A 13245-nucleotide genomic window follows, 5' to 3' on the forward strand; every position below is an offset into this window, starting at 1 on the left:
TTAGGAAATTGGGAAAGGAAATTTTTAAGGCAATAAAGGCAATAAAAAAAAGACTAGTTTTTATACTAGTCTTAAATAGTGTTTATTTTTTATAATTATGTTTTTTATTCTTGGTGAATTATTTTTTTTATTTTGTATTTATAATGGAGGTGTAAAATGTAATATTATTTTAGTTTTGAGAGTTTTTAATATAATAGCTAAATTTACCATTATTAACTTTGGTTATATATGTTTCTTTTAATAATTGATGTAAATAAAGTTCAATTGTAGTTTGGCTTATATGAGATAATAATTCAATTATTTTGGCTTTAGTTATTTTTAATAAGGTGTTGTTAAATATTAATTTAATTTGTTGTTTGGTAGTTAGTTTTTGTAGATGAGGTAAAATAATAGTTGTTTCAAAAGTTTTATAAGCATTTAATAAAATACCTAGCATATATCTAATAAAAGGAGTAGTATCATTAGTATTTTGGTGCCAGTTATAAGAACTTGATAGTAAAGTTTCATAGTATGTTTCTTTGCTTTTTTCAATGATTTTATCTAAACTGATGTATTTACCAATTATGTGGTTTGTTTTGTATAATAAAAGAGACATTAATAGTCTTTGGATGCGTCCATTGCCATCTGTAAAAGGGTGGATAGAGACAAAATCAAAGATAAAATTAAAAATTAAGATGAGGTTATTTGTTTGGGGTTTGTTGAAGTTTTCATTAAAAGTAGTACATAGTTCTTCCATTTTGATGGGGGTTAAATAAGGTTCTGTTGGAATAAATCTTATTTGTGTTTTATCATTTTCCAATGTTTGAGTAATATAGTTTTGAGTTGTTTTATAAATACCTCCATTAATGCTTGTATAACTATATAAAATTTGATGCATTTGTAATATATAATTAGGTTTAATTTCAATAAGATTAAAGTTTTGATTGATTAAATCTAATGCTTCTCTATATCCTATAATTTCTTCTTCGTTTCTATTTGTAGGTTGAGTTTTGTTAATTGATAATTCTTTTAAGCGTTTATTAGTAGTGCAAATACCTTCAATTTTGTTAGATGATTCTATTGAAAATATCTTTGCTTGTATCATTAAATTATTAAGAGATTTTAATTTATTTTTTTGAATGAATAATTCTATACGACCTTGATATTGTGAAATTCTGTTTAATATGTTTGTAATATCATGTGGTATTTTAAAGTCTTTTAATTTATTATAATTAAAGATTTTCATAATTAAGACTCCTTTCTTGTTTGTTTAACTGCATATATTATAACATTTTTATGCAATTAATAATTATTATAATAAATAAAACAGTTAGAAATATTTTATTATTGAATAGTAGTATTAATTGATGGTTTATAAAATAAAAAAAGACTAGTTAAAACTAGTCTTACAATAATTATTGTGATTGTTTGGGTTGTTATAATTTAGTTATTTAGATGGGTTTTACCAAACTCTTCCTTTTAAGGACCAATGTTTTTTAAAACCAACATTTTTTAATTCTTGGTCTGTAAAACCTGCACTACTTAAATCTTTGGCATTAAAACCTGCATTTTTTAATTCTAGTACTGAAAAACAACCTTTTTTTAATTCTTTTAAAGTACAATTAGCATTTTGGGATTGTTGTTTGGTGAATTGAACTTTTTTTCATTTTTGAAAAACTTTATTATCTTGTTGTATTTGTTTTGTTGGGGTATTGTCTGGTAAAGATGTTGTTGTTGTTGTTCCGTCTGGTTTTGTTGTTTTTATTGCGCCACTCAAAGTATCCCAAGTTTCTATAGTACCATCTGCAAGGGTTACTGTTTTTTCTAATTCTATTCCTGTTGTATCAGTTTTGATACTTTTTCCACCTTTAAATGTAGTTATTATTTCGCCTGCTTTATGATTGGTATTTACTCTAGTATTTCCATCTTGTGAAATATTGTTAATTATATCTGGTTTAGTTGGGTTATTTTGTGTTTTGGAACCATCTTTATTTTGGGTTGTAGTTACATGTGTTATTTGATCGTATGTAATAGTTTTGTTGTTTTTTTTATATATGATTTCAGAACTGTCGCGGTCGCGTATTTCTATGATTTTTTGAGTTTCTGGATCAAATTCTTGGGTTTTGCCATCTACAAAAGTAGTTTTTATGTGTTTGCCTTCTTCATTTGTTTCTTGGGCTTCAATTTGAGGTAGTACTGTTTGGTAATGTTCTTCTTCTGGGGGCTATTTTTGGTTCATGTTAGTTATTAAATTATAAGCTCCAATGCCAATTATAGTTGCTATAAATGTTATAACTGTTAAACTTAATAAAAATTTTAGTTTATTATTTTTTAAAAAACCATGATTATTCATTTAATTTAACCTTCTTAGTAGAATTGAATTTTCTTTTAGTTTTGGTGTTTTGTTTGCTTTTGCTTTTAGTTGTTGTAGTAGTTTTTGTTTCTTGGGGATCTTGGGTCATTTTTGTATCTGTATCTAATTTATCAATTTCTTCTTTGGTAATTGTTTCTTGTTCTAACAATAAATTAGTTATTTTATCAAGCAAGGATTTATTTTGGGAAATGATTTCTTTGGCTTGTAAATAACAATTATCAATTATTTTTTTAATTTCTTTATCAATTAATATTTTATCAGAAAACTCAGAATCCTGGCTTACTCCTAAATCACTCATGCCGTATTTAGTTACCATCAGTTTAGCAATATTGGTAGCTTGTCTAAAATCATCATAAGCTCCAGAAGAAATATCATCAAAGATTAATTCTTCAGCCACACGTCCCCCTAAATAAGATGTAATTTGGGCAAGCATACGTTTTTTAGATGAAAAGAAAGTTTCTTTTTCTGGCATCATCAAATTATAACCGCCCGAATTCCCACGCGGAATAATAGTTATCTTTTGCACCTTTTGAGCATGTTCCAACTTAAGTCCTATAATTGCATGTCCTGCTTCGTGATAAGCTACCATTTTTCTTTCTTCTTGGTTGTATTTAATTGATTTTTTGGCAGGGCCCATTAAAACGCGGTCAATTGCTTCTTCTAATTCTTCCAAAGTAATTAAATCTTTATTATTTCTTACAGCCAAAATTGAGGATTCATTAAGAACAGCTGCAAGTTGGGCTCCACTCATGCCTGGAGTTTGTTTGGCAAGTTGTAAAAAATCAACACTTTTAGCTATTTTTTTATTTCTGGCATGTACTTTTAAAATGGCTTGTCTTGCTTTTATGTCGGGTAAGCCTACATTAAATTGACGGTCAAAACGTCCTGGACGCAATAGAGCATCATCTAGTACATCAACTCTATTAGTAGCTGCAATTACAATAACTCCTAATGATTTAGTAAATCCGTCCATTTCAGTAAGTAATTGATTTAGGGTTTGGTCTTTTTCTTGACTACCACCAGAATCTGAATTACTTCTTTTACCACCCAAAACATCTATTTCATCAATAAATAAAACACAAGGAGTATTTTGTTTAGCTTCTTTAAATAATTCTCTTATTCTAGAAGCTCCTACACCTACATACATTTCTACAAATTCAGAACCAGAAACAGCATAAAATGGCACTCCTGCTTCTCCTGCTAAAGCTTTTGCAAGTAAGGTTTTTCCTGTGCCTGGAGGTCCTGATAATAATACTCCTTTGGGAATTTGTGCTCCCATCTTTTCATATTTTTGAGGTTGTTGTAAAAAATCAATTAGTTCTTTGAGTTCTTCTTTTTCTTCTTCGTTACCTGCTACATCTTTAAAGGTTAATAAAGTAGTAAGTGAAGAGGCATATTTTTTATATTTAGGAGGCAAGACATCTTTTATTGATAAAACTATATAAAATAAAAAAACTATAGAACTAATATCACTAAAAAAATTCAACATCAAACTTAAAGGACTCAATTTAGGTCTAAACTCATAAGGAATAAATTTATCATTTTGTTCCAAAAACTCCAATACTCTCATATACATACTAATATCTACAAAAGAATAATAATATTTAGCATTATTTTCTTCAATTTCTATTTTTTTACAAGAATTTTTTCTTAAAACGCTGTCTCCTACTTCATATATATTTATTTTTTGGATATTATTTTCTTTGCTTCTAATTTTTTGAAAAATTTCAAAATTATTTAATAATTTACCACGATTATAATATTCTTGAAACCACTCTAAAACTAAACAAATTAAACACAAAAAAACAAATGACAAAATAACAATCATTATTTTATTATGTTTTAAATTCATAATTTGTCCTTTCTGTAAATGGCTATCATATAGTTTGGATAAGATATTTTTTATCTTAATTTTATATTTATAAATTTATAATTTTTTATCTTTTATGAATGCTTTTGATGATATTAGAATTATTCTTTATTATTCAGTTTCAACTGTTTGAGTATTGCCTGTCACATTTTTTATGATGTTTTTATTTAGCACTTTTTCTATATTTTCTTTTACTGTATTAGTAATTTGTAAAAAATCCGTTATTTTTTCGTTTTCGGATAAATTATTATGATGTTTTTGTACAAAATCTTTTAATTCTTTTAATTGTTTAATTGCTTCGGAAAAATAACCTTCTTGAATTTTACAATTATGTTTAGATCCCGTTAATTCTTCTAAACAGATTTCTTCATTCAGCATTTCTTGAGTTTTTTCTTGGGCGATTTTATCTAACTCTTTAAGATAATTTACTTTGCATTGTTCTTGTGTCACTAATTTTATTTTATAAGCTTTTTCATCCCCATTTAATAATTCTATTTCCAAACTTAATAATTCTAATTCTTTAACGGTTAAAACATATTTATAATGTAATTTGAGAGTTTGTTTTTGCAATATCTCATATTGTTTATTATCTTTTTGATAATAGTGTTTTGCTTTTTCGTATTCTTTTTTTTTAATTAAATAATTTGTTTGTATTTTTATCAAATTATCTTTTATTGTCAATGATAAGTCATTATCTGGTAATTGAAATGTTTTGAAATTGGATAAATCTTGACCTTGATATAAAAAATCTAATTCTGGATCTTTTAAATTTTTTTCTGATTGGAAATTTTTATCTATTTGTTCTTGTTGTTGCTGTGTTTCTTCCAAATTTTCGTCATTTTGTTGTATTTCTTGTTTGATATTCCTAATCTCTTCTTTGAGATTTTTCATTTGCTCCTCTTTTGTAGTATTTGTTTTAACAGATACATTTGCAGACATACTTGGAGCAGTTGAAGTATCATTTTCTGCTTTAATATATTTAAAATAAATAAAAAAACTAAGTACAATTACAACAATTATTGTAATTAACAATTGTATAAAATGTTTTTTATATTTTTTTAAAAATGCTGTATTCATTTTTGGTACTTTTCTCCTTTATAATGGTAATTCCTTGACGGATATGCTAACTTTTTTATTTATTTATAAAAATATCTTTTGCAAATAATAATTTTATATTTAAGTAATTAAAAATATTTTATTATATAAATTTGTAAAATAGTTATGTTTTTATTTTTTAACTAATAGTTATTTATAGAAGTTAGCAAAAATAATAACTATTACTATAATTTTATCAAAAAAAAAAAAAACAATTTTTTTGCTCACTAATCTGTATATCATGAGTTTTTTCCTTGTAATTTTGTATATAAAAAAAAGAGACTTAAAAAGTCTCTTCTTAAATTAATTAAAAAAATATAAAATATTTAATTTTTGTTTGATTGTTACTTTATTACTGGGTCTTTATTACTATTATTATCAAATTGATCTAATAAAGTTTGAATATCTTTTTCATTTAAAGTTTCTTTTTTCATCAATTGTAATACTATTTCATCTAATAAAGCTTTATTTTCTTTAATAATAGTAAGAGCTTGTTGTGAGGTGTTCCAAAACTTTGGACAACTTTTTACTTTTTGTTTAATTTATATTTTTAAAATATTTCAAAACTTTCCCAGCTTAAAATTGAGCCGTCTTCGTTGTAGTGTATTATGGTTATTAGCTTTCCTTCATCATTAAAAAATTCTTCACAAGCTAGGTTTCTGTTTGTGTAGTAGTGTCTTTTATTTTTAACACACTCAACATTTGAAATTTGAAATTTCATTTTTTTACCTCCGATTTAACAAGACTTATAAAAGCCTTGTTTTGGGTTTTGTAATGTTTAAATAAAATCAAAATATGGGATTTTTTTAATTTTATTCGTAAGAGTGTCTAAGTTTTTTGCACATAATTATATCTTTTATTTTTAATTTTTGAGCCAATATTATGGTTTTTTTTGCTAACGTTTCGTACCATTGTCTGGTTTTGGGGGTTAAAATAGTATTTTGGCTTGGGTTTTGTAATCTTTTATATGGTTTGTAATTACCCACCAATTATCCGAATTGGTTTCGTGTTCGAGGTTTAAATCGAAATATTTGTCTTCTAAATCGTCGAGTTGTTTTTGAGTTAATTTTTTTTTTGATTTTTTGCATTTTTTTTCTTTCTTTTCTCCTTTTTAATAATTTATAACTAATTTGGTCGTATAATATTTAATTTTGTTATGGTGCCATTTTAGTGGTTCTCAAACGATTTAAATATATCAGATTGTGAAAAAAATGGAGATTACGAAGTGTGGGGTGGAGGTATAAAACCAAAAGGATCTTATAACAAATCTAATACTCCTGAAAATACTATAACTATAACTAGTGTAGGTAGTTGTGGTTATATTCATTTCCATACTAAACCTTTTTGGGCTACTCAAAATTTACAAATTTTAAAATCTAAAGATGATTCTTTTAATGTTTTGTATTTCTATTTTTATTTAAAACAAAAAGAAAACGAAATTCAAAAAAATTTAAAACAAGGGCACATTCCCAATTTCACCCAAAAGCTAATAAAAAAAATAAAAATAACTCTTCCCCCATTAGAAACACAAAATGAAATAGCCACTTTTTTAAATAAAACCTTAAAACAAATAGAAGAAAAAACAAATTTACTCAATTCTTTAATGAAAGATTTATTAAATAAAACTGATGAACAAAAACAATATTTATTTAATAAATTATTATTTTAACTTACAAGCCTTTTAATTAATACCTTTAAACCCCAGACTCTTTTTACAAAGGGTCTTTTTATTTGTCATTAAATAAATATAGCATAACAAAACAATAAAACAAAAAAATAAACAAATTACCTTGAATATTTCTAATAATTCATGTTATAATAAAGTAAATTACTAAAAATTATATACTATTTATGCACAAAAACTTTTTACCAATTCTTCAATAAAAAAATCAAAATATGTAGAAAATAAGAGGCATTTTATAATAAAAATGTTATAATAAAGCTGTAAATGCAAACAATGGAGGCAAACATGTATCACATTCCAATAGGAATCTCAGGAAGACACACTCACCTATCACAAGAAACACTAGATATTTTATTCGGTCAAAAAAATTATCAACTCACTTTTTTCAAACCCCTCAAACAAACAGGACAATTTGCAGCCCAAGAAAAAATTGATGTTATGAGTCCATCAGGAAAAATTCTTCCACAAGTTCGGATTTTAGGACCCACAAGAACTTTTGACCAAATAGAAATTAGTCAAAGCGATGCTTTAAGACACGGATTTACAGCTCCTGTTAGATCTTCAGGCGATATTAAAGGTTCAGGCAAAGCCACTTTAATAGGTCTCAAAGGTCAAGTAGACATTGAAGAAGGTGTTATTATTGCCAACAGACATATTCATTTATCTGCCCAAGATGCAAAAAATTTTGGCATTACTGACAAACAAATGGTAAGTATTGAAATTGAAGGCACTAAACCTGGCATCTTAAAACAAGTTTTGTGCAGAGTACACCCCGATTTTAAACTTGAATGCCACTTAGATACCGATGACGGCAGTGCTTTTTTACTTAAAAATGGCGATACTGTTAAATTACTGAAATAAATCATTAAAAGTAAAAAAATAAATAATTTTGTCAACTTAAATTCTTGCGTTATAAGGATCTTGCAACTCACCCCAAAGACCTTATAACCTATATTTATTTTCACCCCTTAGCAAAACTAACAATATAACTAACAATTATTTTATTTTTTTATTGAACGAAAGACATAAATTTCCTTTCATTTGTGTCTTTCGCTCAATAAAAACTCTTCTTAAAAACGCAAACAACAAGAAGGAGGTAAAACGGATAAGGATAAAAATTACAAAAACTCAATAAACTTAATTAAAAATTATCCTCAATAAAATCAATGCAAACAACCAATCCATCTTTTAAAAAGTTTCTCAGATCTGAAGTTTTTCGTGACCCTATCTACGGTTATATTTATCTGGAATACGAATTGATTGAAAAATTAATTGATACTTCCGTTTTCCAAAGATTAAGACGTATAAAACAATTAAGCGGCGCTAACATCGTCTTTCATGGAGCAGAACAATCTCGTTTTACACACAGTTTAGGTGTTTATGAACTTGCAAGACGGTTTTTAAAAATTACAAATATTAAAAAACACTTTTCTGAAACCCAAAAATTAATTTTACTAGTATCTTCTTTGTTACATGATATTGGACACGGTGCTTATTCTCATTCTTTTGAAACCTTATTTGACGTAAACCACGAAACGCAAAGTGCACGCATCATCAAACATAACAAAGAAATTGGAGCTTTATTAGACCAAATAAGCCTTGATTTCAAAAACGATGTAGCTAGTGTGATTGAAAAAACAAAGAAATTTCCCTTAATAGAACAAATTTTAACTAGTCAAATTGATATTGACAGACTAGATTATTTAGAACGAGATTCTTATTTTACAGGTGCCACTTATGGGCATATCGATTTAGAACGTTTAATGCGTAGCATGATAATTGAGCCTCATCCTAGCAAAAATAACGAAAAATGTATTGCCTTTAGACAAAGTGGTGTTTTTGCTATTGAAAATTATTTAATTAACCGCTATCATATGTTCTGGCAAGTTTATTATCATCCCAAAGTAAGAGCTTATAGCACTATTTTAGAAAAAATTTGTAAACGTTTATGTGATTTATTACAAAATAACTATCCTGTAGACCCATACATCCAACCTTTTTACAATTTTGTAAACAATCAAACTGACCTAGACAAATACTTAGCAATTGATGATTATTATATGAACGGTTTAATCCTACATCTTAAAAATAGTAAGGATACCATTTTAAAAAATTTATGTAATGATTTTCTCAATAGACGTATTTGGCACATTTTAGATGATAACGACCAAAACCAAGAACAAATTGCACACATTAAGCAACAATATCACAACCAAAACCGCGATTATATTAAATATTATACTTCAAGTAATGCTGCTTTTCAAAATGCTTATTCCGAAAGTAAGCCTAAATTTGAAACCAAAATTTTAATTAAATCTAAGGGAAGACTCAAAAGTCTGAAAGAAGAATCCCCCATTATTAAAAGTTTAATCAAAAGTAGTCCTAAACAAGATAATAAATTTTTTTATCGCCCTTTATAAATCCAAAACTTCCCCTATAAACCCCTCCCAAACAACTTCCCCAATTCTCAACTAACAACAAATCCCAAAAGCCAACATCCATATCAATTTTATTTAAGGAAATCAAATGCATCATACAACCAAAAAAAAATACGGTCAAAATTTTTTAACAGATGTTAATTTATTAAACAAAATTGTAACTAAGGCTTCCATCACAGACAAAAATGTTTTAGAAATTGGACCTGGCAAAGGTGCTTTAACCAAAATTATTGTCCCTCAAGCTAAACATGTTTTAGCCTATGAAATTGATGCTACTCTCAAACCTTTTTTAAATTTTGAAAATCATAACAATGTTAATATCATTTATGATGATTTTTTAAAAAGAGATTTATTAAAAGATTTTGATCATTATTTTAGTCCTAACTCTAAATTAAGTTTAATTGGTAACTTACCTTATTATATTACCTCACCTATTCTTTTTAAAATTATTGACACTCTCCAAATTAATGATGCTACTATTATGATTCAAAAAGAAGTAGGAATGCGTTTACTGGCTCAACCCAATAACAAAAATTATAACGCTTTATCTGTAATTATTCAATTTCTATTTAGTATTGAAAAAACCCAAGAAGTTAAAAGACATATGTTTTTTCCTGCACCCAAAGTAGACAGTATTGTTATTAAACTTACTAAAAATAACAACATTTGCCCTACTTTCTTGCAACAATTTATCAAGTTTGTAAAAGCTTCCTTTAAACAAAAAAGAAAAACTTTACTCAACAACTTATCTTGTCAATTTTTGTTATCCAAAGAAACCATTATTCCTTTTTTCTTACAACATCACATCCCTTTACAAATTAGAGCCGAACAGGTAACTTTAGAAACTTTTCAAAAATTAACTGTTAAATGGTTTATTTTTTTTAATATGTCATAAAATAATAAAACTTTTCATATTGAAAATAAATCACAAAACTCATTAGGAAATGATTTTCCTTTTTTCCGATATTAAACATCAATATCAAAAAATTAAATATTAATCTTTTTTTAAATAAAAAAACCATTAAAATATTAACTGTATCCAATTATTATTTATATTTTATTTGTAATTTTTAATTTGTATCATTACACAAACCATAAATAATTAATAATAAATAACGAATAATAATTTAGCATTTAATATAAAATGAAGCAAAACTGGAGGCTTAAGAAATGAAAGTTACCGATGTAAAAATTAGAAAAATCAACGGTGAAAGTAGATTAAGAGGAGTTTCTTCAATCACTTTTGAAAACCAATTTGTAGTTAATGACATCAGAATTATAGAAGGAGAAAGAGGTATATTTATTGCTATGCCAAGTAGAAAAACTTCCAAAGGCAACTTTAGAGATATCGCTCATCCCATTAATTCAGAAACCCGTCAACTAATTGAAAATTGCATCAAAAACAAATACCAAGATTTGCTAGATAACCCTCCACAAGAAGAAGATTTTTCTCAAAATTCTGAAAATTAATAATTATTAACTTTAAAAAATTCCAGATTTTTTGGAATTTTTTTACATGTTTTGAATTCAAAACGCCATTTTATTAAAAAAATTTTGCAAATGCGAAACTAAAAACCCAAAACTAACAAACAACTCATCCATTAACACTTTTTCCAAACATACTTTACATTACTAAAATATTTACAATTATATTTATCCAAAAAAATTAAGCAAAGAGGTATAAAAATTTGTTTTGTTGCAGCAATTCTTCATCCATCCACAATCACGAACACAACGATAAAAAACCATTAATTTGTTTTGTTATAGGAACATTTTTATATAGTTTATTTGCTCTATATTTGCATTCTCACAATTGCACAAACACACTAGTATTAGTTCTTGTTTCTTTGGCACTTTTATTTTTAATCGGCTATCATGTTATTTTAGAAGGCTTTATAGAAACTTGGCAAGATACTTGCAAATTTAAAAAATTCACTCCCAACATTCATATTTTAATGACTTTAGCGGCTCTGGGAGCTTTATATTTAAAAAACTACAACGACGGCATTTTATTAATTTTCATATTTTCAGGAGCTTCTTTTTTAGAAGAATACGTTGAGGCAAAAAGTCAAAAAGAAATCAAAAATCTCTTAAAGCTTCAAGTAGCAGAAGCAAGATTACAAAAAGAAGACGGCAGTACTGAAATTATTCCTTCCAAACTACTCAAAATCAATGATTTAGTCTTAATTTTACCAGGCGACCAAATCCCTACTGACGGCGTCATTGTTTCGGGCAATCCCAACATTAACGAAGCTAACATTACAGGCGAAGGCATTCCTTGTGACAAACAACCAGGCGATTTTGTCTACGGCAGCACCATTAACGGCAGCAACCATTTTGTTATGTGTGTCACAGCTACTAACGAAAAGACTGTTTTTGCCCAAATTGTAAGATTAGTAAGCCAAACCCAAAACAATATTTCCAAAACTGCTACTTTAATTAAAAAAATAGAACCAATTTATGTAAAAACTGTTATGGCAACAGTTGTTGTTGTCCTTGGTCTTGCAGGAATACTACATTTTGCTGAACCAAGTAATCCCAATTTCGAATTTAGCACTTGGCTACACAAAACAATGATTTTTTTAACTGTATCATCTCCATGTGCCCTAGCTGCAGCTGACATTCCTTCCACTCTTGCAGCTATTTCTAACCTCACTAAAAAAGGGATTTTATTCAAAAACGGCAGATCTTTGGAAAAAATGGCAGATATCAAAGCTTTTTCATGCGACAAAACAGGAACCCTTACCGAAGGCAAACCTCAAGTCACTGATGTTTATGTAGCCCCCGAAATCTCTGAAGAAAAGTATAACAAATATTTAGATATATTATTAGGGATGGAACAAAAATCCAACCATCCTTTAGCACTAGCTATTAAAAACCATTTCCACCACAAATCTCACCTCCAAATGGAAATTACTAGCTCAGTTGGCATCGGCCTTGAAACTTTTTATCAAAACAATCATTATAAAATTGCCAAAGCTGCTGCTTTTACCCAAACTCCAATCTGTGCATCTTTACAAGCCCAAACGCAAAAATTTTTATCCGAAGGCAAAACCATCGTTTATTTTAGTTGTAATAATCACATTGTTATGGCTTTAGCTCTTTTGGATAAATTACGTCCTCAAGCTTATCATTTAATGCAATACTTCAACCATAAAAACATCTATACTGCAGTAATTACAGGAGATACCCAACAAATCGCTTACATCTTACAAAAAAAACTTCATCTCAAAGCAGCTTGGGGAGATATTCTACCTGCCTATAAACTAGAAAAAGTTCAAGAACTACAAAAAGAAAAAGGCACTACAGTAATGGTAGGTGATGGTGTCAATGATGCTCCTGCCCTTACAGCTGCTGATGTAGGAATTGCGATGCAAAACGGTACTGATGTGGCAATGGATGTAGCAGATGCAGTTTTAATGCAAAACGATTTATCAAAAATTATCTATACTCACCAAGTAGCTGTCAAACTACGCAAAATCATTTGGCAAAATATTATTTTTGCTATGGTAGTAGTTTGTATCTTGAATCTTTGTAATCTTTTTGGATACATAAATTTACCTTGGGCAGTCACTTTACATGAAGGAAGCACACTTTTAGTTATTTTCAATGGATTAAGACTTTTACAAAGTCCCAAAAACCCCAAACTAAAAGACAAAAAGAAAAAAACAAAATCTTTTGATAAATAATTTACTTTATTAACCTCATTATAAAAGACAGCACAAAGATAAAAAACCACCCTAAAAGGGTGGTTTTTTATTTACATATTAAGATTCAAAACATAATTTAAAAGAATGTTAAATTT

Annotated in this window: 10 protein-coding genes; 7 read left to right on the forward strand and 3 right to left on the reverse strand. The window is 27.5% G+C overall.

The window, feature by feature from the left end; genetic code table 11:
• Nucleotides 1-169 precede the first annotated feature (169 nt).
• Nucleotides 170-1225: a Fic family protein gene (locus AACP42_RS02320; protein WP_212775432.1), complete on the reverse strand. Its 1056-nt coding sequence runs from the start codon at nt 1223-1225 to the stop codon at nt 170-172.
• A 466-nt stretch (nt 1226-1691) separates the two neighbouring features.
• Between AACP42_RS02320 and AACP42_RS02325 the strand changes: the two genes are divergently transcribed.
• The gene (locus tag AACP42_RS02325; RefSeq protein WP_212775433.1) at nt 1692-1880 is read left to right on the forward strand and encodes a hypothetical protein; all 189 of its coding nucleotides are present in this window, start codon (nt 1692-1694) and stop codon (nt 1878-1880) included.
• Nucleotides 1881-2324: 444 nt separating this feature from the next.
• Here AACP42_RS02325 and ftsH read toward each other — a convergent pair whose 3' ends face one another.
• Both ftsH and AACP42_RS02335 read right to left on the reverse strand, forming a co-directional pair.
• On the reverse strand, nt 2325-4205 hold the full coding sequence (gene ftsH, locus AACP42_RS02330; RefSeq protein ID WP_339332569.1) for an ATP-dependent zinc metalloprotease FtsH: 1881 nt from the start codon (nt 4203-4205) through the stop codon (nt 2325-2327).
• A gap of 129 nt (nt 4206-4334) precedes the next feature.
• Nucleotides 4335-5300 (reverse strand): hypothetical protein, encoded by a 966-nt coding sequence (locus AACP42_RS02335; protein WP_212775435.1) that lies wholly within the window; start codon nt 5298-5300, stop codon nt 4335-4337.
• A 1210-nt stretch (nt 5301-6510) separates the two neighbouring features.
• On the opposite strand from AACP42_RS02335, the gene AACP42_RS02340 reads away from it, so the two are divergent.
• The 6 genes from AACP42_RS02340 (at nt 6511) to AACP42_RS02365 (ending at nt 13129) form a co-directional block, all read left to right on the forward strand.
• The gene (locus AACP42_RS02340; RefSeq protein WP_283241827.1) at nt 6511-6987 is read left to right on the forward strand and encodes a restriction endonuclease subunit S; all 477 of its coding nucleotides are present in this window, start codon (nt 6511-6513) and stop codon (nt 6985-6987) included.
• 279 nt (nt 6988-7266) lie between these two features.
• Nucleotides 7267-7863: a phosphate propanoyltransferase gene (locus tag AACP42_RS02345; protein ID WP_249291070.1), complete on the forward strand. Its 597-nt coding sequence runs from the start codon at nt 7267-7269 to the stop codon at nt 7861-7863.
• A 305-nt stretch (nt 7864-8168) separates the two neighbouring features.
• The gene (locus AACP42_RS02350) at nt 8169-9422 is read left to right on the forward strand and encodes an HD domain-containing protein (RefSeq protein WP_212775437.1); all 1254 of its coding nucleotides are present in this window, start codon (nt 8169-8171) and stop codon (nt 9420-9422) included.
• Between the two features lie 106 nt (nt 9423-9528).
• The gene (rsmA, locus tag AACP42_RS02355; protein ID WP_212508998.1) at nt 9529-10335 is read left to right on the forward strand and encodes a 16S rRNA (adenine(1518)-N(6)/adenine(1519)-N(6))-dimethyltransferase RsmA; all 807 of its coding nucleotides are present in this window, start codon (nt 9529-9531) and stop codon (nt 10333-10335) included.
• Between the two features lie 275 nt (nt 10336-10610).
• Nucleotides 10611-10910 carry a septation regulator SpoVG gene (spoVG, locus tag AACP42_RS02360; RefSeq protein WP_034172172.1) on the forward strand — a complete coding sequence of 100 codons (300 nt, stop codon included), beginning with the start codon at nt 10611-10613 and terminating at the stop codon, nt 10908-10910.
• Nucleotides 10911-11128: 218 nt separating this feature from the next.
• Nucleotides 11129-13129 carry a heavy metal translocating P-type ATPase gene (locus tag AACP42_RS02365; RefSeq protein WP_212775438.1) on the forward strand — a complete coding sequence of 667 codons (2001 nt, stop codon included), beginning with the start codon at nt 11129-11131 and terminating at the stop codon, nt 13127-13129.
• Nucleotides 13130-13245 lie beyond the last annotated feature (116 nt).

Origin of the sequence: Hydrangea phyllody phytoplasma (assembly GCF_036985185.1) — a bacterium.
Lineage (GTDB): Bacteria > Bacillota_I > Bacilli_A > Acholeplasmatales > Acholeplasmataceae > Phytoplasma > Phytoplasma asteris.

Coding starts and splice junctions, on each gene's coding strand:
- AACP42_RS02320 (WP_212775432.1), bottom strand. CDS start 1,225: ATGAAAATCTTTAATTATAATAAATTAAAAGACTTTAAAATACCACAT.
- ftsH (WP_339332569.1), bottom strand. CDS start 4,205: ATGAATTTAAAACATAATAAAATAATGATTGTTATTTTGTCATTTGTT.
- AACP42_RS02335 (WP_212775435.1), bottom strand. CDS start 5,300: ATGAATACAGCATTTTTAAAAAAATATAAAAAACATTTTATACAATTG.
- AACP42_RS02345 (WP_249291070.1), top strand. CDS start 7,267: ATGCAAACAATGGAGGCAAACATGTATCACATTCCAATAGGAATCTCA.
- AACP42_RS02350 (WP_212775437.1), top strand. CDS start 8,169: ATGCAAACAACCAATCCATCTTTTAAAAAGTTTCTCAGATCTGAAGTT.
- rsmA (WP_212508998.1), top strand. CDS start 9,529: ATGCATCATACAACCAAAAAAAAATACGGTCAAAATTTTTTAACAGAT.
- spoVG (WP_034172172.1), top strand. CDS start 10,611: ATGAAAGTTACCGATGTAAAAATTAGAAAAATCAACGGTGAAAGTAGA.